Origin of the sequence: Neobacillus thermocopriae, from assembly GCF_010975035.1 — a bacterium.
In the GTDB taxonomy this organism is placed as follows: domain Bacteria; phylum Bacillota; class Bacilli; order Bacillales; family Cytobacillaceae; genus Neobacillus; species Neobacillus thermocopriae.
Genome location: NZ_JAAIUV010000009.1, coordinates 56,597 through 80,972, shown reverse-complemented (window position 1 = coordinate 80,972; position 24,376 = coordinate 56,597). Strand labels below are relative to the sequence as shown.

Here is a 24,376-nt window from a genome sequence, read left to right as displayed (position 1 = left end):
GACTGTTCATTAAACAATGCTGCTTGTTGAAAATTAGGCTTTTGTCTTTTCAACTAAGGTCACCTCCATGGCTGCTAAAATTGATTTAACAGTTTGATAGCAGTTGCTTTTTATATGGATGAACTTTTCAATTCCTTCTACAAGCCATTGATCCTGCTTATCTTTTTCGGGAAGACCAGCCAGATAAAAAATTAGGTTAGAATTTTCAGATTTTAATGATTTTACTATCTCATGACCTATTAATTCATACAGATCATCTGTACCGCAAAGTGTAATAAATTGAGAATTAACATTAGTAACAAACTCCCGAGCCTGTTCAATGGAATGGATCGGCTGACTATCAAGAGAATGAACTCCACCAGCTGCGAAAAATCCTTTCATAAAATCAAGCCTTGGCTTATGCTGCTTTAACTCACCAAGACAAAGCATAGCTACAGTTGGTACTACCCCATATTTTTCCTCTAGTTCTTTTGCCTTCAGGCGTAGTTCCTCAAACGGTTCAGCCAATCTCTTCTGTGGAATGGCTTCAATTGTAATTAAAGAACCATTCAAATCAGTTGTTTCCTTTTTAATTTTTTGACTTGAAAAGACTTCATCCAGCTTGGCATATACATTTGTACCTATAAGTTTTTGCTTTCTAGTCTGAATATCTTGATTCTTTTTTTCAAAAACAATAGCAATTTCAGTTTGCAGCCAGTTTGTTTTAAGTGATTCAAGTATTCCGCCTTTTTCATCGATTTTTTTGAAGAATTCCCATGCTTTTTCCGCTAATTGATTCGTCAATGCTTCGATATACCAAGACCCACCTGCTGGATCAATCACCTTTTGCAAATGAGCTTCTTCTTTTAAAATTAGCTGAATGTTACGGGCCGTTCGTTCTGAAAGACTAGTAGATCCAGTTAGTTCATCAAATGGTGACACATTCAAATACTGAATCCCACCTAAAACCGCAGCAAATGCCTCATTTGCAGTTCGAAGCAAATTAACATGTGGATCATGAATTGTTTTCGTAAAATAGGAAGTGGTAGCAGCGATATGCATTTTCCGGTCATTTTCCTCAGCACCATAAAGCTCGGTCACTCGATTCCATATAACACGTGCTGCCCGGAGCTTAGCCAATTCCATGAAGAAGTTGCTACCGATCGAGAATTGGAAAATAATCTTTGAAAGAGCATTTTCAAGATCCATTCCACTATCAAGTAACTGCTCCAAATAAAATACCCCTGTTGCCATGGCAACTGCCAGCTCTTGAACGGCATTTGCTCCACCATTGTGATAAGGGGTTGTATCAACTAAAATGGTACGTAAATTTGGAAAACTTTTATTGGCATGTTGAACAACTTCAACCCAATCCTGAAGGAACTCTTCAGAAATGGCTCCATCCACAATAAAAAAGGAAATAGGGTCATTGGCAATATATCCAGTGACATCTTTAGTTTTTAATTGTAAGTTTTCTAGTGCAGACAGCACTTCCCTCTGAAGTCTTTTTGTATTCAGTGCAAATGGATATTTTTTATATAATTCTGTTAAAAAAAACGGGAAATAATCTATTACTTCTTTGTTTATCTGAAATGAAATAGCAGTTTGTCCTTTTTCAAGCACATCATAAAGCTTTTGTTTTAATTCTTCCGGAGTGTTAGCAGAAATTTGCTGGGCAATCTTCCATTCATTTGTTACATACCCAAGCGAATTGATCCCTCTTCTATAATCTCCTACACCGGGATATTGTGTTACTGAATTTTCATCCTTAGAAGTGTAAAGCGGTTTCAAAATTATATTTTCATATGTAGAACTTTGCAAAGTTTCTATCTTTTGGCCCCTGAGCGACCGCTCAGCCTTTTCGCACCAATCATCCAAACTATAGGATGGAAAAGTCTGATTCAGAATATTTTCCAACACCCACTACCCCCTTTATTTTTTAAATTAAAATAAAATTCTATTAATTCTATTTTAGAATACTTATTAAATTCAATCAATGAAAAATAACCGCCACCCTTTGGGTAGCGGTTTGTTTTAGTAAATTGAAGTATTCGATTTTGACATATTTTCAATAATTTCTTTCACTCGAGCAAGGAAGCGTCCACAAACAAGCCCGTCCAACACACGATGGTCAAGTGACATACATAGGTTAACCATGTCACGAACAGCAATCATGCCATTATTCATAACTACAGGACGTTTCACAATGGATTCAACCTGAATAATGGCTGCTTGCGGGTAGTTAATAATTCCCATTGATTGAATCGAGCCAAATGAACCTGTGTTATTTACTGTAATTGTTCCGCCTTGCATATCCTCCGGACGGAGCTTTCCGGATCTTACCTTATTAGCAAGTTCAGAAATTTCACGGGCAATGCCCTTGATCGTCTTTTCATCCGCATTTTTAATCACAGGTACAAATAAAGCATCATCAGTTGCAACAGCAATAGAAATATTAATTTCTTTCTTTTGAATGATTTTATCACCAGCCCACATAGAATTAATTTGCGGGAATTCTTTCAGGGCTTGGGCAACTGCTTTCACAAAGAAAGCAAAGAATGTTAGGTTGAATCCTTCTTTTTTCTTGAATTCATCTTTTACAGAATTACGATATTCTACAAGATTGGTTGCATCCACTTCGACCATTGTCCAAGCATGAGGAGCTTCATGCTTACTTCTAAGCATATTCGCTGCAATTGCTTTCCGAACACCAGTTACTGGAATTTCCACGTCTCCAGCCGCAACCGGAATGTTAACGGAAGATGCACTTGCTGTCTCCGAAGGTCGACTTGGTTTCACAGGCTGAACAGTTTCCTTTTCAACTGGCTGCTCTTGAGCAGGTTGTACCGGTGTTGACGTTTGTCCTCCAGCAACCGGAATATTGCCTGACTCGATAATCTTTAATAAATCTTTTCTCGTAATCCGGCCACCAGCACCAGTACCTGTCACTTGTGATAAGTCAATTCCATGTTCTTGAGAAAGCTTAAGTACAGCTGGAGAGTAGCGAGCTTTATTCCCTTGTGAAGTAGATTTTACAGGTTTTTCCTCACTAGGGGCAGTCCCCTCCTGTTGGCTCTCAGCAGCTTTTGTTTCCTGAGTATCTCCACCTTCAGTCTCAATCGTACAAATAACTTCTCCGACAGCTAAAGTATCTCCTTCTGCTGCAATTAGCTCTTTAATTACACCAGTAAAGGAAGACGGAACTTCTGCATTTACTTTATCGGTCATCACTTCTGCGAGTGGATCATATTTATTTACTTTGTCTCCAACAGAGACAAGCCATTTACTGATTGTCCCTTCAGTAACACTTTCGCCCAATTGGGGCATTTTAATCTGTTCAATTGCCATTGTTTATAACCTCCTATGTCTAGCTCCAGCCCTTAGCCCAAGATCAAAAGACGCACCTATTTTTTGTTACTAGCCATCTGATAAAGTGCGCCTTATTCTGTTCAAGGGCAATTAGGGATCTTTATCTTATTGATTAGAATTCTGCTAGCTCTCGCATTGCTTTTTCTACTTTTTCCGGATTAACCATGAAGAATTTCTCCATTGTTGGAGCATATGGCATGGCCGGAACATCCGGACCTGCTAGACGTTTAATTGGTGCATCTAATTCAAATAAACAATGCTCTGAAATAATTGCCGCTACCTCACTCATAATGCTGCCTTCCTTATTGTCCTCAGTCACGAGCAACACCTTACCAGTTTTAGAAGCAGCTTCAATAATCGCCTCTTTATCAAGCGGATAAACTGTACGTAAATCTAATATGTGTGCAGAGATACCGTCTTTAGCTAACTTTTCCGCTGCCTGTAAAGCAAAATGCACACAAAGACCGTAAGTGATTACCGTTATATCTTCTCCCTCTCGCTTTACATCTGCCTTACCAATTGGGAGCGTATAATCATCTGTCGGTACTTCCCCTTTAATTAAGCGATATGCCCGCTTATGCTCAAAAAACAAGACTGGGTCATCGTCACGAATCGCTGCTTTTAGTAATCCTTTTACATCATATGGTGTAGAAGGCATGACGATTTTCAATCCAGGCTGGTTGGCAAAAACTGCTTCGACAGACTGGGAGTGATAAAGAGCCCCGTGGACTCCGCCACCATATGGAGCACGAATAACAATTGGACAGTTCCAGTCATTGTTGGAACGATAGCGGATTCTTGCAGCTTCAGAAATAATTTGGTTCACAGCAGGCATGATAAAATCAGCAAATTGCATTTCTGCAATTGGACGCATACCATACATTGCTGCACCTATGCCGACTCCTGCTATTGCAGATTCCGCAAGTGGAGTATCGATTACCCTTTCTTCACCAAATTGTTCATATAATCCTTGAGTTGCTTTAAAAACTCCGCCTTTTTTACCTACGTCTTCTCCAAGAATGAAAACTTTCGGATCTCTTTCCATTTCTTCTCGAATGGCCATTGTTACTGCATCAATATAAGAAATTACTGCCATGTTCTTTCCCCCTTACCTGTCCGCATAAACATATTTCAACGCATGCTCTGGGTCTGCATACGGAGCATTTTCAGCGTATTCGGTCGCCTCATTAACGATTTTCATTACACGGTCGTTTATTTCTTTTTCTAACTCATCATTCATGACACCAGTTTCTTTTAAATAAGCACCAAACGTAATGATTGGATCCTTTGTTTTGGCTTTAGCCACTTCATCAGGCGCACGGTAGGATCGATCATCATCATCTGAAGAGTGAGGTGTAAGTCGGTAAGAGACCGTTTCAATTAACGTAGGACCTTCTCCACGTCGGCCACGTTCTGCTGCTTCTTTGACAACCTTATACACTTCTAATGGATCATTTCCATCAACAGTAAATCCTGGCATTCCATATCCAATGGCACGGTCAGACACTTTTTCACAAGCCAATTGTTTTTCAATTGGAACAGAAATAGCATACTTATTGTTTTCACACATGAAAATCACTGGAAGCTTATGTACTCCTGCAAAGTTTGCTCCCTCATGGAAATCCCCCTGATTGGAGGAACCTTCTCCAAAGGTTACAAAAGTTACAAAGTCTTTATTTTCCATTTTACCGGCTAGAGCAATACCAACCGCGTGAGGCACCTGAGTAGTAACAGGTGATGACCCCGTAACAATCCGATTCTTCTTTTGTCCAAAGTGTCCTGGCATTTGACGTCCACCTGAGTTAGGATCTTCTGCCTTAGCAAATCCAGAAAGCATTAGCTCTTTAGCAGTCATACCAAATGTTAATACGACGCCCATATCACGGTAATATGGAAGTACATAATCTTTGTCACGGTCTAGAGCAAAAGCGGCACCAACCTGTGCAGCTTCCTGTCCTTGACACGAAATGACAAAAGGAATTTTCCCGGCACGGTTTAACAACCACATCCGCTCGTCAATTCGGCGGGCAAGAAGCATCGTTTCATACATTTCCAGAACTTTGTCATCGCTTAAACCTAAAGCTTCATGACGCTTTTCCACCATTACATTCATTCCTCCCATTACGTTAAAAATTATCCTTTTTCACCTTTTTATGCGTGAAGCGCCTTACCATCCACTGCCAATGCGGCTTCTCCAATTGCCTCCGAAAGAGTTGGATGTGGATGAATAGTATGAGCAATTTCCCACGGTACTGCATCAAGCACCATCGCAAGTCCTGCCTCTGAAATCATGTCTGTTACATGAGGACCAATCATATGAACACCAAGAATGTCATCTGTTTCTTGATCAGCAATAATTTTCACAAAACCATCTGATTCTCCAAAAACAAGGGCTTTTCCAATCGCTCGGAAAGAAAATTTTCCCACTTTAACTTTATGTCCTTTTTCTTTTGCCTGCTCTTCTGTAATTCCCACACTTGAAACCTCTGGATTACTGTAAATACATCTAGAGACTAAGTGGTATTGAATCGGAGCTGGATTTTTTCCTGCAATATGCTCAACTGCCACTATTCCTTCATGTGAAGCAACATGTGCAAGCTGGAGACCACCAATGACATCTCCAATTGCATAAATATGGGACTCCTTCGTTTGGAAAAACTCGTTAGTAACGATAAACCCTTTCTCAACTTGAATATCTGTATTTTCAAGACCGATGCTTTCTATATTTGCCTGACGTCCAACTGAAACAAGGAGCTTATCTGCCTTAAATTCTTGAACGGTACCTTTTACTTCCGCAGAAATGATGACACCATTTTCTTTAACCAAAGTTTCTGGCAAGACCTTTGCCCCAGTAACAAGTTTAACACCTTTTTTCTTCATTAATCGCTGCATTTCTTTAGAGATTTCATGATCTTCTGTAGGAATAATTCGGTCCGCATATTCAATAACCGTCACATCAACTCCAAAATCAGAAAGCATGGATGCCCATTCTATTCCAATCACTCCACCTCCAACAATAATGATAGAGTTTGGAAGTGTTTCAAGGTTTAGTGCCTCATCAGAAGACATAACATATTCTCCGTCAATTTCCAAGCCTGGAAGTGTTCTTGGCCTAGAACCTGTGGCAATAATAACATTCTTCGGTATAAGCATTTCATTCTCTGAACCATTATTCATTTCAACTGAAATGGTACCAGGCATTGGAGAGAATATTGACGGACCTAGAATTCTACCATAGCCTTCATAGACATCAATTTTTCCTTGCTTCATTAAGTGTTGAACACCTTTATGAAGCTGTTCGACAATTTTATTTTTTCTCTCCTGTACCTTCCCAAAATCAACAGATACTTCTTTTGTTAATACTCCAAAATCTTCACTTCGTTTAGCCGTTGCATATACTTCCGCACTTCTAAGCAGTGCCTTACTTGGTATACATCCTTTATGAAGACATGTACCTCCAAGTTTTCCTTTTTCAACTATTGCTGTTTTTAAACCTAGCTGAGAGGCACGAATGGCTGCTACATAGCCTCCTGTACCACCGCCAAGAATGACTAAATCGTATTCTTGTGCCACAATAATTTCCTCCTAATAACTCTAAATTTTAATGGTTTCATAACGGCCAGGGTATTCCTTCACTTCTTCTTCCCCACGTAATACACGTAGCGCTCCTTCAGCAAGTGCTTGGAGCTCATTTTCTCCAGGGTGAACAATTACATCTGCGATCCAATTAATCCGATCAGTAATGGATTTAACAAATTCCTTTCCATAGGCAAGACCACCAGTTAATATAATGGCATCCACTTTTCCAGATAGAACAACACTCGCTGCTCCAATTTCTTTAGCTACTTGATATGCCATTGCATCATAGACTAACTTTGCCTTTTGATCACCTTCAGCAATTCTTTGTTCAACCTTTACCGCATCATTGGTACCAAGGTAACCGACAAGTCCACCTTGACCAACTAATTTTTTCATAATTTCTTCTCGGTAGTATTCTCCAGAAAAGCATAAAGCAACCAAATCACCTGCAGGTACAGTACCTGCACGTTCAGGACTAAACGGTCCATCGCCATGAAGACCATTGTTGACATCAACAACTCGGCCCTGTTTATGGACACCAACCGTAATCCCACCACCCATATGGGTAACAATTAAATTTAACTCATTATATTTTTTCCCCAACTCTTTTGCAATCCTTCTTGCAACCGCCTTTTGATTTAATGCATGAAAGATGCTTTTACGTTCTATTAAAGAAAAGCCTGAAATCCTTGCAATTGGATCCAATTCATCTACAACCACCGGATCAACAATAAAGGAAGGAATATTTAATCCAGAGGCAATTTCATAGGCAATAATTCCGCCAAGATTTGATGCATGCTGACCAGAATAACCTGTACGCAAATCCTGAAGCATGATGTCATTGACAGCATAGGTTCCACCTTCAATAGGCCTAAGGAGTCCGCCACGCCCACATACGGCACTTAATTTTGAAATATTAATTCCTTCATTATCAAGTGTTTCTAAAATTGTATTTTTTCTAAATTCATATTGATCAATGATATTGGAATAAGAATTGATGACCTCAGTGTCATGACGAATCGTTTTTTCTAAAATGGATATTTCATTATCGAAGACTCCAATCTTTGTTGATGTTGAGCCCGGGTTGATGACGAGAATTCGATATTCTTGATTTGGCAACGTCTTGACCTCCGATTTAATTAATATATAGACAATTCAAACCTTCATGAAAGGCAAAGACGCTGAATTTTCATTCAGCGCTCTGCCACTTTCTTATCGAACCGAATTCGTTATCTTGTTCTTCTGCGGCTTAAAATGTGATGCCCATTTTGTAAGAATTGACTTCTTGAATTACGCATTCTTTCAATTCTTTCTTCAGCCATACGGTCAGCGGCTAAATAAGTTGGAATACCATCACGTTTTGAAATTTCTATAACTTTTTCAATATTATTATAAATGGTTTCTACCTTTTTCATTGCACGTTCTCGATTATAACCATATAATTCATCAGCCACATTGATAACCCCACCGGCATTAATTACATAATCTGGTGCGTAGATTATGCCCATTTCATGAATAAGATCTCCATGACGAGTTTCTTTTAACTGATTATTTGCTGCACCAGCAATCACTTTTGCCTTTAATTGAGGAATCGTATCGTCATTAATAGTTGCACCTAGAGCACATGGCGCATAAATGTCACAATCCACACCATAAATTTCATCCGGCTCTACTGCACGGGCACCAAACTCTTCAACTGCACGCTTTACCGCTTCTTTATTAATATCCGTTACAATTAATTGAGCGCCTTCTTCATGTAGGTGTTTGCAAAGATTGTATGCCACGTTTCCTACCCCTTGTACAGCTATAACTTTCCCTTCTAGTGAATCAGTTCCGAATGCGGCTTTAGCAGCTGCTTTCATTCCGCGATAGACTCCATATGCTGTTACAGGAGAAGGGTTACCAGAAGAACCAAAAGCTGGAGAAATACCTGTTACATAATCAGTTTCTTCATGGATTAAATCCATGTCAGCAACAGTGGTACCTACATCTTCAGCAGTAATGTATCGACCATTAAGTCCTTGGATAAAACGGCCAAATGCTCGGAACATCTCTTCATTCTTATCTTTTCGTGGATCACCGATAATAACAGTCTTTCCACCACCAAGATTTAACCCCGCCGCAGCATTTTTATAGGTCATTCCACGAGCTAAACGCAGAGCATCTTCAATGGCTGCTTCTTCGGATTCATAAGTCCACATACGTGTTCCACCAAGTGCTGGACCAAGTGTAGTATCATGAATGGCTATAATCGCTTTTAATCCAGATTGTTTATCTTGGCAAAATACAACTTGCTCATAATCATATTTTTCTAAATACTTAAAAATTTCCATGTGTGAATTCCTCCTCAATGATAAAAGTCACATATACTTTGGAATTTATATTATCAATATTGTGATGCACATAACGCTAACGCGAGAGAATATAACTTACTTTCTGCTGAATCAGCTCTTGAGGTTAAAACAATCGGGGCTTTCGCTCCTGAAATGACTGCTCCGACTTTTGCATGAGCAAAATAAATGAGCGATTTATATAACACATTTCCAACTTCAATCGCTGGTACCAATAAAATATCTGCCTTTCCAGCTACTTCACTATGAATTCCTTTATGTTCCGCAGCAAGAACGGAAACTGCATTATCAAGTGCTAGCGGTCCATCAATAATACACCCCGATATTTGTCCACGTTTATTCATTACTGTTAAAGCAGCTGCATCCAGTGTTGCTTGCATAGAAGGATTTACGACTTCGACAGCAGCAATCGGGGCAACTCTCGGAAGATCGATTCCAATCGATTTTGCTAACTGAACGGCATTATTTATTATTTGAGTTTTCTGTTCTAAATCAGGTGCGATATTCATCGCTGCATCTGTTACGATAACAAATCTTTCAAACCCCGGAACTTCAAAAACTGCTGTATGGGATAATACATTCCCAGTTCTTAGACCGTATTCCTTATTTAAAACAGCTTTTAAAATGACACTGGTTGAAATATTGCCTTTCATCAATACATTTGCTTCATTATTAGAAACTGCTTTTACAGCTTGCTCAGCCGATTCAGCTTTGGAATTAGTGTGTACAATCTTCAACCTATCATTGCCATTCACTTCTTCCCGTGCTTTCAAACGGATTATGGTACGTATTTCTTCTTCGTTACCATACAAAATGAAATTTGCCAAGTTACGGTCTAAAGCATCTAAAACTGCTTCAATCACTTCAGAATCTTCCGCGGCAGCAACTGCAACCGTCTTTGGACCTATTTGGGTTGCTTTTTCAATCAGTGAATCCAGCAACAAGATGTCATCAACCCCTTCTTTTCAACTGCAACTCCATCATTTTATAATGCAAGTTCCGTGCCAAATCCCCATTGTCGTGAAAACGCTTTATCTGTCGATTTCTATTGCGCAATATTTTTCATATAATGAAAATTATTGCATGTTATTTTTTTCAAGGTTATATTTTTCGATCTTGTAATATAAATTTCTTACTGATAGACCAAGTGCCTTAGCTGTTTGTGTTTTATTTCCTTTAAATCGCTGTAAGGTATGTTTTATTATTTTTGCTTCGTATTCATCCAGCATTTCTGACAAAGGGCGGTCTGATTTAAAAGAATCAGCATTTAGGAAGACAGATGGTTCTTGTCCTTCTTTTCTTTGTAATTCTGGTAAATGATGAGTATCAATCAACAATTCATGAAAATTCATAAAGATAATGGCTCTGCCTAATATATTCTCTAGTTCCCTGACATTACCAGGCCAGTCGTAGTCCATTAATTGTTGTAATGCAGCTTCAGTAATCCCTTCCACATTCCTACCGTAATCACGATTAATTTTTTGTATTAACCTTTCACACAGTGCAGGAATTTCTTCTTTTCTTTTCCTTAGTGGAGGAATGTGAATAGGCATTCGATTTAAGCGATAGTATAAGTCTTCCCTAAACGTACCATTAGCAATCCCCTTTTCTAAATTGACATTTGTGGCAGCAATTATACGGACATTGATCGAAATTGGCTTTGTCCCCCCAACTCTAATGATTTCATTTTCTTGAAGAACCCTAAGCAGTTTAGCCTGAGTATTTGCTGATAGCTCTCCGATTTCATCAAGAAAAATACTGCCATTATTCGCCTCCTCAAATAATCCCCTTTTGCCACCTCTTATTGCACCCGAAAATGCCCCTTCTTCATAACCGAAAAGCTCACTTTCTAATAATGATTCAGAGATGGCTGCACAATTTACCCTAATAAATTTGTTATACTTTCGATCACTTGCATTATGTATTGCGTGAGCAAACAATTCTTTACCAGTGCCGGATTCACCACGTAATAGAACTGTAGCAGGAGTTTTTGCACCAAGTTTTGCTTGTTCTATCGCGAGTACCATTTCATCAGATTTTCCTATGATATCTTCAAAAGTATATTTTGCTTCTAACTTTCGAATTAACTGTCTCGCTTGATTTAATTCCCTGCTTAATGATTTCATTTCGGACATATCATGAATGACACCAACACTTCCTTTTAATTTTCCATTTACAATAATTGGTGCAACATTCACAATTACTTCTCGCTTATTCGGTCCCACTCTCATTGGCACTCCACGAACCGCTCTCCTCGTTTTGAGTACCTTCATATGCATACTCTCTCCCTCTGAAATATCGGCATTAGCAGGTTTGCCAATGACTTCCTCTTGCGTTAAACCAGTTAAGCGGCTATAGGCAGGATTGATCAATATTCCACGACCATTTTCGTCCACAACAGAAATCGCATCATCACTTGAGTGGATGATGGCTTGGAGCATCGTTTGAATTTCTTTTAAATCCGTTATTTCTTCTGCTAAATTCACAACCTCTGTTATGTCTTTAAAAACAGCTAACGCTCCAATTAATGTTCCATTCTCTTCAATAATAGGGATACGTGTAGTGATAATTTTTCGCCCGTTACTTAATACCATCTCTTGATTAGATTCAATTCTTCGTGTTTCCAATATTAGAGGGAGTCTTGTTTGAGGAATTACTTCTACAATATGTTCGCCAATGGCATACTCTTTTTTTATCCCCATCATTTCCTCCGCTCTTCTGTTAAATAGGATTATTACTCCATGATTGTTAATAACGATCATTCCGTCATTTGTCGCATTAAAAATAAGTTCCTGGAGATAAGATTCATATTGATGTTTTTGAATTAATTCTTCTTTCTCTTCCATTAATTTTGAAACCAAAAAGGCAACACTACCGGGAATTAAAACCGTATTTTTATTTTTTTTCTCTCTTAAGTCATGAAATACATTCTCATCCCCTGTCACTTCGATAATGATATCAATCGGATCGTTGATAAATGGATGCCAATCTGTTCCCGTAATAATACCTTCTTGTTTTGCCAATTTTATACCCGGCGCATCCAAATTACGATCAATGACTGCATAGATATTAAGCATTTCTGATTCTTTTATAATCTTAAGAATGGCCGTACCGCCTTTACCTGCGCCTACAATCATTACATTTTGCATATTTCCAGCCCCTCATAAAAAAATGCCCTTACCAAGAAGAAACTTTCAAGACAGTACTATTATAACATGCAATTTTTTTCAATATTTATATTTTAATACATTCTCTTGCTTGACAATTTTCTTCAATGTACTATGATTTTTTTGAAGACAGAATTAATGGAATTAAAAAATTTGACGTGGAAGGATTTATTTATGAAGAGGATTATTGCCCTTATCATACTAGTAATTCCTGGAGTGTTAGCTGCATGGGGAATTAAATTAATGCGTGACATGGCCTTTGGCATTCTCCAATCTCCATTTAACCAATTATGGCTTCAATTTCTGGTGGGGTTCATTCTTTTTTTAGGTGGGCTTGGATTTATTGCCGGCTTTATCCTTCATAGGGATCGAAAAAGAAATAAAGTTCAAGCACGATTTAAAAAGTAATATGGAAACAAAGAGACCTCTAAGGTCTCTTTTTGTATTGGTTTCTAATTTTTATTGCTTTTACTGGGTCATCAGTAATTATGGATGTACATTTAATATTAAAGAGTCTATGCATATCTTTTTCTTGGTTTACTGTATAAGGTCGTACAGCAATTCCATTTTCCATCGTTTTTTGAATAATTCGATCGGAAATAGTGGTATGCTTCGGATGAAGTCCTTTTGCCCGAATCGATTGGCAATAAACCCAAGGCATATAAATGCCTTCTAATAATAAGGGAGCTGTTTCAATCTCCGGTGCTAAGCAGTATGAATGGACAATGCTATAATGATTAAATGAGGAAAAAATAATCCGATTATCTAAATGAAAATTTCTTACGAGATGTATGACCTTTTCTTCCATACCATCATAAGGAAATCGGTTATTTTTAAATTCAATATTACATATCAGCTGATTCGATGTCATCCATTCGAGGACTTCTTTCAAAGCAGGTATAGGTTCTTTTCTCCCTCCTTTTTTATTCGTATTGAGTTGACGTAATTCCTTATACAATAAGTCTTTAACAAATCCAATTCCAGTGGTAGTCCTGTCTACTTTTTCGTCATGGATAACGACCACTTCACCATCTTTTGTTAACTGTACATCCAATTCAATGCCGTCCGCCCCAGCTTTTTCAGCAGCAACAAATGCACTCATCGTATTTTCCGGATAGGCAGAGGAATAGCCACGGTGAGCAAAAATTTGCGTCATTTTCTCACACCCTAATGTTAAAAGTTAGCTAAAATAAATCCCTGTTAACAAAAGTAGCTGATTTATATGCGTCTACATATTTTTATTCAAAATTAATGTAATTGATAAAAGAAAATTCATAAACAAATTAGAAAAAGCGCATTCGCCCTGGTCAACCGCGTATTATTCATAAAATGATCGCAAGTCCGTGGTATATGTTAGTGTGCCACGGCCTTCATTGTTGCGATGCGCTATAACTATAGATAAAGGAAACACGAAGAGACGAAGGTTATTCGATGTTGACTAATATTAATACTGAGAGCGAAGGACTCGATATATGGAGACGAATATACTAGACATAACGAATAGTTCTAGTTATATAAAAAAGTCTCATTTCTGAGACTTTTTTATAATCATTTCTTTCAAGAAGCCTTATGCTCCAAGCGAAGTTTGTCTGCTACCATCGCGATAAATTCTGAATTTGTTGGCTTTGCTTTAGACATACTTACTGTATAACCAAATAAGGAAGAAATAGAATCAATGTTACCACGGCTCCAGGCAACTTCAATCGCGTGTCGAATTGCCCTTTCTACACGACTGGCAGTTGTGTTATATTTTTTGGCAATATCTGGGTATAATACTTTCGTGATTGAACCAAGAAGCTCAATATCATTGAACACCATTGCAATAGCCTCACGTAAATATAAATACCCTTTAATATGCGCAGGAACTCCGATTTCATGAATGATACTTGTAATGCTTGCATCCAGATTCTTGGGTTTTGTTTCAGCCTGAGGACGATAACTTGATGCTGGAGCTTTCCGAGAAGAAAAAGCAGTTCTGCTGCCGCTTACTTGACGAATATGATTTCCTAGATTCTCCATGTCAAATGGTTTGAGGATAAAATAAGATGCCCCAAGCTCCACAGCTTTTTTCGTAACATCTTCCTGCCCAAAAGCTGTAAGCATGATTACATTTGGAAGAACTCCCTTTTTCATATCACGAAGTCTTTCAAGTACTGCCAGCCCATCAAGATGTGGCATAATAATATCTAATACAAGGACATCTGGATCAGTTGAACTTAATAAATTCAAACATTCCTGTCCATTATGGGCTATTCCTACTACCTCCATATCGTCTTGAGAAGAAATATAATCCTCTAACATACTCACTAATTCTCTATTGTCGTCCACGACACAAACTTTAATTTTCTTCAACTCCGGTTCCTCCTCAACTTATCATAAACTCTGTTTTCCATAGCCATTATCTTCTAATTCTATTCTAAATAAGAAATTCGACAATGCAACAAAAATTCCTTTCATTTTTTAATTTTTCTCAAATTAGTAATATTATCTTATCTTTTCTTTGTATTTCTCGTTTTTTCGACGAAATACGCTACTATCCCAATATTTTACTCTTTTTATCAAATATCCATTATAAAAAAAGAAGCAAAATAGGGAAATTTAGCCTATTTTGCTCATTACTTTAACTTGCTTTATTTTTTGGTGTTTCATATATGTTAATTCCGGCCTCATTAAGCATCCACTCAATGTGAACACCATAGCCTGAGGTTGGATCATTTACAAATACATGGGTCACCGCACCAATAAGTTTTCCATTTTGAATAATCGGACTACCACTCATTCCTTGGACAATTCCACCAGTTTTTTCTAAAAGTCTAGGATCCGTTACTTTAATAACCATTCCCTTAGTAGCTGGAAATTTTTGTGGAATGGTACTTACGATTTCTACATTAAATTCTTCAACCTTGTCATTATTAACTACTGTTAATATTTTTGCTGGCCCTTCTTTTACTTGATGAGATAAAGCAATCGGTAAAGGTTTATCCAATATCCCATTTTTTAACTCTTTCTTTAACTCGCCAAAAATACCAAACGGACTGTTCTTTTTTATATTTCCAACTATTTCACGATCATTTGAAAATCGGGCCAATTTTTCACCAGGGTCACCGTTACTTCCTTTTTCAATGGAAGTGACTGTTGAGCGAACAATTTGACCATCTTCCACAACAATTGGCTGCTTTGTATCCATGTCAGAAATAACATGTCCTAAAGCACCATATTTTCTTGATTGAGGGTGATAAAAAGTCATGGTACCAATCCCTGCTGCTGAATCCCTAATATATAAACCAAGTTTGTAGTTTTCTTCCCCTTTTTCCTTTAATGGGATTAATTTTGTTTTGAATTTCCCACTATCACGGCTTATAACCAAATCTAACGGCTTTCCGTCTTTACCCGCTTCCTGAACATAAGGTGCGACATCCGTCATTTTTTCAATCTTGTTTCCATTTATTTCGGTAATAATATCCCCGACTTTAATGCCTGCCAATTCTCCAGGAGATTTTTTTCCTTCTTCCGTATTCACTAAATGGTGGCCAACAACTAGCACTCCTACTGTATTTAATTTTACACCTATAGACTGGCCACCTGGAATAACTCGGAAATCTTTAAGTACATTGACATCCACTTTTTTGACGGGGATTCCGGCAAATTCTAATATCATCTCATCTTTGCCTTGTTCTGATGCATTTAATGTAACTGAATTTTTATCCTGTTCAAGTGAAATTGTTGAATCTTTAGAAACTAAAGCAGCTGAAACCGGAGCAGCTACTTTAAACGTATATTTCTGTCCTTCAAAAACAGTTATACTTTTAGGTAGACAAAAAAACTGCCTCATGGGCTGAAAAAAAATTAGGCTAACTAATGAAACAAGGAGAATTCCACCAATCGTTTTTCTAATAATTTCTAACTTCAAATTCTTCACTCTCCTCGCTTCTTGTTCTACATTACAAATGGCTACAATTATAATTTTGCCTCCTCAACAACCATTTATAACTCCGTACAATATAAAAAAGCTACCCAAGTTGGGTAGCTTTTCAAGTTTTTTTATATTTTACAGCTAATTGTAATAATTCACTAGCATGCTGCCTAGTTAAATCGGTAATTTCAGCACCAGAAATCATCCGTCCAATTTCTTTAATTTTCTCATCCTCTTGTAATTTTCTAACAGATGTTGTCGTTCTGCCATCTTTAATATTCTTTGAAATAAATAAATGATTATCTGCCATAGCTGCGACCTGTGGTAAATGGGAAATACATAATACTTGTGAATTATTCGCTACTTTATAAATTTTTTCAGCAATTGCTTGAGCCACTCTTCCACTAACACCCGTATCGACTTCATCAAAAATTATTGATGTGACTCCTTGATGTTTAGAAAAGATGCTTTTTAGTGCGAGCATAATACGGGATAACTCCCCACCAGAAGCCACCTTTGACAATGGCTTTAATGGTTCACCAGGATTAGTTGAAATATAAAATTCCACATAATCTGAACCTGTTTTTGAAAAATGATGTAAATCAGTCTCAAAACGAATTTCAAAAATAGTTTTTTCCATATATAGATCTTTTAATTCTTTATGTATGAGCTCTGTTAACTTCCTTGCCCATTTTTGACGAAGCTCTGTTAATTGTTTTGCCTCGAGAGCTAGGTCTTTTTCTATGGAAGATAACTCCTTTTCTAATTCTCCAATAAATGTTTCTTTATTTTGAAGTGTTTCGATTTCCTCTTCAATTTTTGCAGCATATTCTAATATTTCATGTATTGTCTTTCCATATTTTCGTTTTAATTGGTTTATTTCATTTAAACGATCTTCGATTTCATTTAATCGTTCTGGATCAAATTCCAATACTTCCATTTCATTTCTAATTGCCCGGCCTGCATCCTCCAATTGATAATAACAATTGGAAACAGCCTCATATAAGTCTTTGTATGTGGAGTCCAGAGAGGCAGCATTTTCTAAATGGCCCATTGCCATTCCAAGCCAATCTAACCCTTTTTGTTCACCATTTAATGCAGAATAACTTAATTGAAAAGCCTCGAAGAGTTTTTCAAAATTCACCAATTTTCTTTTTTCACTCATTAATTCTTCATCTTCGTCCAGCTTTAAATTAGCTTTTTGGATTTCGTTAAATTGAAATAAAATTAAATCCAACCGATGAGCCATTTGCTGGTCATTTTCACTTAACGCCTTAAGCTTTTGGCGCGTTTGCTCGTATTTGCGAAAAAGTTCCTGATATACCTCAAGTGAAGAAGTGATTTCTTCTCCTCCAAATTGATCAAGGAGTGGTAAATGTTTCGTTTCATCCATTAATTCTTGATGCTCATGCTGGCCATGGATATCAACAAGAACTGCACCAATTTCTCGAAGAGTGGAAATGGTAACCAACTTTCCATTAATACGGCACACACTTTTTCCTGTTCGAGAGATATCACGGCGCAAAATGACCATGCCTTCCTCAATATCAATACCGAATTCTAATGCTTTTGCATATACTGGGTGTTGAAGATCGTCAATTTGAAACAAACCTTCAATCTCCGCTTTTTCCTCGCCGTGGCGGACAAATTCGGAAGATCCTCGCCCACCTACCAGTAAATGAATCGCATCAATAATAATTGATTTCCCCGCTCCTGTTTCTCCAGTTAAAACAGTTAGCCCTTTATCAAATGAGATAGAAAGCTTTTCAATAATGGCGAAATTTTTTATCGATAATTCTGCTAACAAGAAGAACTCCCCCAATTAAAGCATATCAAGAAATCTTTTTGAAATTCCTTCGGCATGTTCTGGTGTACGACAAATTATAAGTATAGTATCATCTCCGCAAATCGTTCCTAAAATTTCATCCCAGTCCAAATTGTCAATTAATGCCCCTATGGCCATAGCATTTCCAGGCAAGCATTTCATCACAAGTAAATTTCCTGCAGAATCAATACGGATAAATGCATCAACTAAGGCTCTTTTTAATTTTTGTAATGGGTTAAACCTTTGGTCGGCTGGAAGACTGTATTTGTATCTTCCATCACTTAATGGCACTTTAACAAGATGCAATTCTTTTATATCTCTTGAAACGGTAGCTTGAGTGACATTATAGCCTGCATTTTTTAGTTCATCTACCAATTCATCCTGTGTTTCTATATCATTACTGGCTATAATCTCTCTTATTTTAATATGGCGCTGTCCTTTATTCATTTTTTCACTCCTAAAATCCTCAATTATTAATGAGCACTTCTACCCATATGTTAGCCGATTTTTAAAGGTTTGTACAATGAATTCTTTTATAAAAATACATATATATACATTCAATAGGATAGGCACCTTAACATATTGTGACTCTATAAGTCAGATGATTGTTTTATTCGTATATCCGTATTCAAATTCTATACTTTTCTAGATGTTAAAAATTCACCTCATATCTAAAATAAAAAGGATAAGCACTCAGGCTTATCCTTTTTATTTTTGTTTAGTTTGAAATTCTTTATGTGCGTCTTTTACGATTTGGGAAGGCTCAACTGGTAATTCACATACACCTTTCTCCCGTTCTCCTTCCCATTTCAGGTGCAGTAAAAATTCGATATTTCCATCTCCCCCTGTTATAGGAGAATAAGATAAATTAGCAACTGTATATGCTTGCTGAATGGAAAAATCAATAATTTTTTCTATTACTTGAAGATGTACTTTTTCATCACGAACAATACCTTTTTTTCCTACCTGCTCTCTTCCTGCTTCAAATTGAGGTTTTACTAGCGCAATAATGTCACTTCCAGGAACAAGCAAATTTTTTAATACAGGTAAAATTAGGGTCAATGAAATAAAAGAAACATCGATTGTAGCGAAATTAGGCATTTCATCGGTTAGATCAGCAGGTGTTACATAACGGAAGTTGGTTCGTTCCATCACAACAACTCGTTTATCTTGACGTAGCTTCCAGGCTAATTGATTATACCCCACATCCAATGCGTAAGATTTTTTTGCTCCATTTTGGAGGGCACAATCTGTAAATCCACCTGTTGAGGCACCAATATCAATGACCACTTTATCCATCACATTGACATCAAACACTTTTAATGCCTTTTCAAGCTTTAATCCTCCCCTACTAACATAGGGCATAACATTACCTTTTACATTAATTGGGATATCAATTTTTACTTTTTCACCCGGTTTATCCAACCTTTGTTCACCTGTATATACGATTCCAGCCATGACGGCTCGTTTAGCTTTTTCCCTTGTTTCAAATAATCCTCTTTCAACTAATAATACATCTAAACGTTCTTTCGTTTTCATCCGTTTAAGCCCTTTTTTGTTTTTTTCTTGCAAGTACCGAAACCCTTTTAACTACTTCCTCGGTTGTTAATCCAATTTCTTCTAACAATGAAGAGACATCTCCATGTTCAATAAATTTGTCTGGTATACCCATTCTATCAATTTGAACATGATAATACCCTTTAGAATGGGCATACTCTAATACATAGCTCCCAAATCCTCCTTGCAAGACCGCTTCTTCAATCGTTAAGATTGGCATATTTTCATCCAATAAACTAGTCAACATATTTTCATCCATCGGTTTTATAAAACGGGCATTTACAACTTTAACAGATATGCCCAGTTTTTCAAGTTGATCTGCCGCTTTCATAGCCATTGGAATGGTAGTACCAAAGGTGAGAATGGCAGCATCCTCTCCTTCTCTTAGTACTTCCCAAGTGCCAATAGGAATGTTCTGTAATTCTTTATCTAAAGGTACACCAATCCCATTCCCCCGAGGGAATCTCATTGCAATGGGACCATCGTCATAATTTATTGCCGTATAGACCATATGCTGACCTTCGTTTTCATCTTTTGGCATCATTAAGATGATATTAGGAATATGTCTTAAGAAGGCAATATCAAATACTCCTTGATGAGTTTCTCCATCCGCTCCAACAAGTCCAGCTCGATCTATCCCAATAAATACATTTAGATTCTGCCGAGCAATATCATGGACTACCTGATCATACGCACGTTGCAAAAATGTGGAGTAAATGGCCAAATATGGCTTCATATTTTGCGTCGCCAAACCTGCTGCCATTGTGGCTGCATGTTGTTCAGCTATCCCCACATCATACATACGGTTAGGAAACTCACTCGCAAACCCTTCAAGTTTAGAGCCAACCGGCATAGCAGGTGTGATCGCCACAATTCGATCATCATCCCGTGCAAGTCTACGAACAGTTTCGCTAACTAGACTACTCCATGCAGGCGGCTGCTTTTTATTTGGTTTAACAAAATCACCCGTATCCATTTTATAAGGGCCTGTACCATGCCAAGTACCTGTTTTATCCGATTCAGCAGGATGAAAACCTTTCCCTTTCTTAGTTATGACATGGAGGAGGATTGGCCCTTCAGTCTTTTTCGCATAGGCGATATTCTCAAACAAATCCTCGAAATTATGCCCATCAACGGGTCCTAAATAGGTAAAACCTAATTCTTCAAAAAACATCCCAGATACAAATAAATATTTAAGACTATCCTTCACCCGTTCAGCTGTGGCAGCTAATTTACCACCTACAGCCGGTATTTTCTTTAATAAATATTCCAATTCATCTTTTACCCATTGGTATTTTCCAGCCGTACGTAACTGTCCTAGAATATTATGCAAAGCTCCTACATTCGGAGCAATTGACATTTCATTATCATTAAGAATAACAATCATATCTTTTTTTTCATGTCCAATATGATTAAGTGCCTCTAAAGCCATCCCCCCCGTTAAAGCACCATCACCAATGACAGGAACAACAAAATAATTTTCTTTTTTTAAATCTCTGGCAATGGCCATACCCATCGCTGCAGAAAGAGATGTAGAGCTATGACCGGTTTCCCAAACATCATGCTCACTCTCTGCCATTTTAGGAAATCCGCAAAGGCCTTTGTATTGCCTTAACGTATCAAACTCGCATGCACGTCCTGTTAGTATCTTATGAACATATGATTGGTGTCCAACATCCCATATTATCTTATCCTTAGGACTGTTAAAGCATTTATGTAATGCAATCGTTAATTCAACCACTCCTAAATTCGGTCCTATATGGCCACCGGTTACAGACAGCTTTTCAATAAGGAATTGGCGAATTTCTTTACTTAAAGCTTCCAGTTCTTTAATAGACAGACCCTTTAAAAAGGATGGGTCTTTAATTTTTAATAGATCCATTTATGGACCACTCACTTTCATGCTTTTTCTATCTTACCTAAGCTGTTGTATTTCTCATTTCTTAAAATGAGGACTTACTTCTTAAAAAAGAGCCGCTAACACGACAGTGATAACGGCGTTGTCTACATTTATACATTGATTAAAATTATAACACACTAATTTCTCTGCCTCAAATAGCTGTATACTAACGGTCCCGTGACGCGATTAAATCCGTTATTTCTAGGAGCAGGTTCGTGGATAATCCAGATTTCTGTAATTGGATCTTTGCCTGTTCAATTTGATGTTCCAAAGCATCCTTTGCTCCTTCTAACGTTAATAATTTTGGATATGTACTTTTAAGATTGACTGTATCACTACCAACAGGTTTGCCAATCAATTGTTGATTTCCAATTAAATCTAAAATATCATCTTGTATTTGAAATGCTAACCCGAGATGATAAGCAAAAGAAGAAAGACAATCTAATTGTTTCTGATCAGCTCTTGCTAAAATCGCACCAGCCAATATGCTAAATTCTAGGAGTTTTCCTGTTTTGTGGATATGGATATACTCCAATTCCTCCAAATTTAAAGATTTTCCTTCTCCTTCCATATCTGCGACTTGCCCACCAACCATTCCTTCTGAACCAGCTGCTTTTGCCATTTCTAAGACTAATTTCAACTTCATTTCTGGAGATGCAATTTCATTCGGTATGCTACTCATCACCTCAAAGCTATATGTTAATAAAGCATCACCTGCAAGTGTTGCAATTGCATCCCCAAATACTTTATGATTGGTTGGTTTTCCTCTTCTAAGATCGTCATTATCCATACTAGGCAAATCATCATGGATTAAAGAATATGTATGAACCATCTCAATCGCACACGCCGCAAGCAAGCCATTTCTAGGGTTAACTCCAAATGCATCTAAGGCTGCAAATAACAATAATGGGCGAATACGCTTACCTCCTGCTTCGAGAGAATACATCATCGATTCCTTAAGAATGGCAGGAGCATTAAGCTTTTCAATCAAATGACGCAATTCGTGTTCAAGTAGCTTTTTATATTCAGCAGCAAATATATTTAATTTCTTGGGCTTCAAAACTATTCCTCCTCATTGATTGAGAAAACTTCCTTGCGTCCATCCTCCGTTATTATTTGTGTCAACTGCTTTTCGGCACTTTTTAATTTGTCATGACAAAGCTTGGAAAGCTCCATCCCTTCCTTATAATAAATGATGGCCTCCTCAAGAGGAATGTCTCCCTCTTCCAGCTTTTCAACAATTTGTTCAAGCTTCGCCATGGCCTCTTCAAATGTTATATTTTTTTCATTCGTCACTTTTGTCGCTCTCCTTTATTTTCTCCACTTTACAAAAAAGACTTCCATCTGCCAGCTGAATCTTAACATTATCCGATACTTTGACTTGATCTATGCTTTTAACAAGATGATTATCTTTTGTATAGGCTAAACTGTAACCTCTCTCCATAATCTTTAAAGGGCTTAGAGCTTGTAAGGTTGTAATCATTCGCTCAAATTCTGATTTCTTTTTTGAAAGAACTTGCAATAAAGCCTTGTTTAACTCTTTTTGTTTCCGTTCAAAATTATGCTTAGATTCGCTAAATACTTTTTTAGGATGATTTTTTTCAAGACGCTTATGTAGAAGCATTTGATTCTCTTTTTTAATCTTAAATAAACGAATAGCTTCTCGATTGATAGCTTCAGTCAGTTTATCCAAATGCTCAAGCTTTTGTTCATAGAGACGCTCTGGATATCGAAAAATAGGAGATTTTTGAACACGGTTAAACCTTTCTTTTTCATACCTAAATTTTTCCTGCATGGCTCTTAGTAACCGGGTTTGTCTTTGCAAGACCCGTTCCATCAGTTCTTCAATATGAGGAACGGCAAGTTCAGCTGCTCCGGTAGGAGTGGGGGCTCTCATATCAGCAACAAAATCAGCAATCGTAAAATCTGTCTCATGACCAACTGCAGAAATAATGGGAATTTTAGAGGCATAAATAGCTCTAGCGACGATCTCCTCATTAAATGCCCATAATTCCTCAATTGAACCACCACCACGCCCTACAATCAATACATCAATATCCCCGATACTATTTGCCTTTTCAATCGCATTTACAATGGAAGGAGCCGCATTTTCACCTTGTACAAGTACAGGGAAAACGAGGATATTTCCGATTGGGTATCGCCTTTTAGTCGTTGTAATAATATCTCTAATAGCTGCACCAGTAGGGGAAGTGATAACACCGATCGTTTTAGGATATAATGGGAGAGATTTTTTTGCTTCAGGTGCAAAAAGACCTTCCTCTTCTAATCGTTTTTTTAATTGTTCATAAGCGAGAAATAATTCACCTATACCATCGGGTTGCATGTCTTTAATATATATTTGATATTGTCCACTCGATTCGTAAACGGTAATTTCTCCCTTAACAATAACCTTCATTCCATTTTCAGGGGAAAACTTCATCGTTCTTGAATGGCTAGCAAACATAACAGCTAGAATTCTTGCCTTCTCATCCTTTAAGGTAAAATACATATGACCGCTGGAATGTTGTTTAAAATTAGATATTTCTCCTTGGACATGTATATCGCGTAAATGCGGATCCGCATCAAACTTTCTTTTTATGTATTTAGTTAAAGCACTAACAGATAAATACCTTTGTTCCTGCATAGTTACTCCTCTTCGGACCGTTAGAATAAAATTGCCCTTATCCAAATAAACGCCAATCCTATCGTCAGGATGATACTTTTTATAAAAGATAA

20 protein-coding genes are annotated in these 24,376 nt (G+C 37.5%); 1 reads left to right on the top strand and 19 read right to left on the bottom strand.

What is annotated here, in order from left to right; all coding sequences use genetic code 11:
- Nucleotides 1–33: 33 nt before the first annotated feature.
- The 9 genes from G4Z05_RS07730 to G4Z05_RS07690 all read right to left on the bottom strand — a co-directional run bounded on the left by G4Z05_RS07730 (nucleotide 34) and on the right by G4Z05_RS07690 (nucleotide 12,427).
- Nucleotides 34–1,899 (bottom strand): methylmalonyl-CoA mutase subunit beta, encoded by a 1,866-nt coding sequence (locus G4Z05_RS07730; RefSeq protein WP_327989853.1) that lies wholly within the window; start codon nucleotides 1,897–1,899, stop codon nucleotides 34–36.
- A 114-nt stretch (nucleotides 1,900–2,013) separates the two neighbouring features.
- On the bottom strand, nucleotides 2,014–3,327 hold the full coding sequence (locus tag G4Z05_RS07725; protein ID WP_163251278.1) for a dihydrolipoamide acetyltransferase family protein: 1,314 nt from the start codon (nucleotides 3,325–3,327) through the stop codon (nucleotides 2,014–2,016).
- 133 nt (nucleotides 3,328–3,460) lie between these two features.
- Nucleotides 3,461–4,444, bottom strand: a complete 984-nt coding sequence (locus tag G4Z05_RS07720) for an alpha-ketoacid dehydrogenase subunit beta (protein WP_163251277.1) — start codon at nucleotides 4,442–4,444, stop codon at nucleotides 3,461–3,463.
- Nucleotides 4,445–4,456: 12 nt separating this feature from the next.
- Nucleotides 4,457–5,461: a thiamine pyrophosphate-dependent dehydrogenase E1 component subunit alpha gene (locus tag G4Z05_RS07715; protein WP_276207633.1), complete on the bottom strand. Its 1,005-nt coding sequence runs from the start codon at nucleotides 5,459–5,461 to the stop codon at nucleotides 4,457–4,459.
- Nucleotides 5,462–5,499: 38 nt separating this feature from the next.
- Entirely contained in the window at nucleotides 5,500–6,921 is a 1,422-nt protein-coding gene (lpdA, locus tag G4Z05_RS07710) for a dihydrolipoyl dehydrogenase (RefSeq protein ID WP_163251276.1), read from the bottom strand.
- Nucleotides 6,922–6,942: 21 nt separating this feature from the next.
- Entirely contained in the window at nucleotides 6,943–8,046 is a 1,104-nt protein-coding gene (gene buk / locus G4Z05_RS07705; RefSeq protein WP_163251275.1) for a butyrate kinase, read from the bottom strand.
- Between the two features lie 110 nt (nucleotides 8,047–8,156).
- The gene (gene bcd, locus G4Z05_RS07700; protein WP_163251274.1) at nucleotides 8,157–9,260 is read right to left on the bottom strand and encodes a branched-chain amino acid dehydrogenase; all 1,104 of its coding nucleotides are present in this window, start codon (nucleotides 9,258–9,260) and stop codon (nucleotides 8,157–8,159) included.
- Nucleotides 9,261–9,313: 53 nt separating this feature from the next.
- Nucleotides 9,314–10,222, bottom strand: a complete 909-nt coding sequence (gene yqiS, locus G4Z05_RS07695; RefSeq protein ID WP_163251273.1) for a phosphate butyryltransferase — start codon at nucleotides 10,220–10,222, stop codon at nucleotides 9,314–9,316.
- Nucleotides 10,223–10,354: 132 nt separating this feature from the next.
- Nucleotides 10,355–12,427 carry a sigma-54 interaction domain-containing protein gene (locus G4Z05_RS07690; protein ID WP_163251272.1) on the bottom strand — a complete coding sequence of 691 codons (2,073 nt, stop codon included), beginning with the start codon at nucleotides 12,425–12,427 and terminating at the stop codon, nucleotides 10,355–10,357.
- Between the two features lie 192 nt (nucleotides 12,428–12,619).
- Between G4Z05_RS07690 and G4Z05_RS07685 the strand changes: the two genes are divergently transcribed.
- Nucleotides 12,620–12,853 (top strand): DUF2627 domain-containing protein, encoded by a 234-nt coding sequence (locus tag G4Z05_RS07685; protein WP_163251271.1) that lies wholly within the window; start codon nucleotides 12,620–12,622, stop codon nucleotides 12,851–12,853.
- A 19-nt stretch (nucleotides 12,854–12,872) separates the two neighbouring features.
- Here the strand turns inward: G4Z05_RS07685 and G4Z05_RS07680 are convergent, their stop codons facing one another.
- The 10 genes from G4Z05_RS07680 to xseA all read right to left on the bottom strand — a co-directional run bounded on the left by G4Z05_RS07680 (nucleotide 12,873) and on the right by xseA (nucleotide 24,284).
- The gene (locus G4Z05_RS07680) at nucleotides 12,873–13,601 is read right to left on the bottom strand and encodes a glycerophosphodiester phosphodiesterase (protein WP_163251270.1); all 729 of its coding nucleotides are present in this window, start codon (nucleotides 13,599–13,601) and stop codon (nucleotides 12,873–12,875) included.
- Nucleotides 13,602–14,002: 401 nt separating this feature from the next.
- Entirely contained in the window at nucleotides 14,003–14,797 is a 795-nt protein-coding gene (spo0A, locus tag G4Z05_RS07675) for a sporulation transcription factor Spo0A (RefSeq protein WP_163251269.1), read from the bottom strand.
- 268 nt (nucleotides 14,798–15,065) lie between these two features.
- Nucleotides 15,066–16,355 (bottom strand): SpoIVB peptidase, encoded by a 1,290-nt coding sequence (spoIVB, locus tag G4Z05_RS07670; RefSeq protein WP_163251268.1) that lies wholly within the window; start codon nucleotides 16,353–16,355, stop codon nucleotides 15,066–15,068.
- Nucleotides 16,356–16,476: 121 nt separating this feature from the next.
- Entirely contained in the window at nucleotides 16,477–18,165 is a 1,689-nt protein-coding gene (gene recN, locus G4Z05_RS07665; protein ID WP_163251267.1) for a DNA repair protein RecN, read from the bottom strand.
- A gap of 15 nt (nucleotides 18,166–18,180) precedes the next feature.
- The gene (ahrC, locus tag G4Z05_RS07660) at nucleotides 18,181–18,630 is read right to left on the bottom strand and encodes a transcriptional regulator AhrC/ArgR (RefSeq protein WP_038536048.1); all 450 of its coding nucleotides are present in this window, start codon (nucleotides 18,628–18,630) and stop codon (nucleotides 18,181–18,183) included.
- A gap of 261 nt (nucleotides 18,631–18,891) precedes the next feature.
- The gene (locus tag G4Z05_RS07655) at nucleotides 18,892–19,722 is read right to left on the bottom strand and encodes a TlyA family RNA methyltransferase (protein ID WP_163251266.1); all 831 of its coding nucleotides are present in this window, start codon (nucleotides 19,720–19,722) and stop codon (nucleotides 18,892–18,894) included.
- Between the two features lie 4 nt (nucleotides 19,723–19,726).
- Nucleotides 19,727–21,622 carry a 1-deoxy-D-xylulose-5-phosphate synthase gene (dxs, locus tag G4Z05_RS07650; RefSeq protein WP_163251265.1) on the bottom strand — a complete coding sequence of 632 codons (1,896 nt, stop codon included), beginning with the start codon at nucleotides 21,620–21,622 and terminating at the stop codon, nucleotides 19,727–19,729.
- Nucleotides 21,623–21,806: 184 nt separating this feature from the next.
- Nucleotides 21,807–22,700 (bottom strand): polyprenyl synthetase family protein, encoded by an 894-nt coding sequence (locus G4Z05_RS07645; protein ID WP_163251264.1) that lies wholly within the window; start codon nucleotides 22,698–22,700, stop codon nucleotides 21,807–21,809.
- Nucleotides 22,701–22,702: 2 nt separating this feature from the next.
- On the bottom strand, nucleotides 22,703–22,936 hold the full coding sequence (locus G4Z05_RS07640; protein ID WP_038536051.1) for an exodeoxyribonuclease VII small subunit: 234 nt from the start codon (nucleotides 22,934–22,936) through the stop codon (nucleotides 22,703–22,705).
- Nucleotides 22,926–24,284, bottom strand: coding sequence for an exodeoxyribonuclease VII large subunit (xseA, locus tag G4Z05_RS07635; RefSeq protein ID WP_163251263.1), 1,359 nt, complete (start codon nucleotides 24,282–24,284; stop codon nucleotides 22,926–22,928). Before xseA ends, G4Z05_RS07640 begins: the two co-directional genes overlap by 11 nt.
- Between the last annotated feature and the right edge of the window lie 92 nt (nucleotides 24,285–24,376).

Bases quoted from the DNA above. Each gene is read 5' to 3' on its own strand.
- G4Z05_RS07725 (WP_163251278.1), bottom strand. From the start codon at position 3,327: ATGGCAATTGAACAGATTAAAATGCCCCAATTGGGCGAAAGTGTTACT.
- G4Z05_RS07720 (WP_163251277.1), bottom strand. From the start codon at position 4,444: ATGGCAGTAATTTCTTATATTGATGCAGTAACAATGGCCATTCGAGAA.
- G4Z05_RS07715 (WP_276207633.1), bottom strand. From the start codon at position 5,461: ATGAATGTAATGGTGGAAAAGCGTCATGAAGCTTTAGGTTTAAGCGAT.
- bcd (WP_163251274.1), bottom strand. From the start codon at position 9,260: ATGGAAATTTTTAAGTATTTAGAAAAATATGATTATGAGCAAGTTGTA.
- G4Z05_RS07690 (WP_163251272.1), bottom strand. From the start codon at position 12,427: ATGCAAAATGTAATGATTGTAGGCGCAGGTAAAGGCGGTACGGCCATT.
- G4Z05_RS07685 (WP_163251271.1), top strand. From the start codon at position 12,620: ATGAAGAGGATTATTGCCCTTATCATACTAGTAATTCCTGGAGTGTTA.
- G4Z05_RS07680 (WP_163251270.1), bottom strand. From the start codon at position 13,601: ATGACGCAAATTTTTGCTCACCGTGGCTATTCCTCTGCCTATCCGGAA.
- ahrC (WP_038536048.1), bottom strand. From the start codon at position 18,630: ATGAATAAAGGACAGCGCCATATTAAAATAAGAGAGATTATAGCCAGT.
- G4Z05_RS07655 (WP_163251266.1), bottom strand. From the start codon at position 19,722: ATGAAAACGAAAGAACGTTTAGATGTATTATTAGTTGAAAGAGGATTA.
- dxs (WP_163251265.1), bottom strand. From the start codon at position 21,622: ATGGATCTATTAAAAATTAAAGACCCATCCTTTTTAAAGGGTCTGTCT.
- xseA (WP_163251263.1), bottom strand. From the start codon at position 24,284: ATGCAGGAACAAAGGTATTTATCTGTTAGTGCTTTAACTAAATACATA.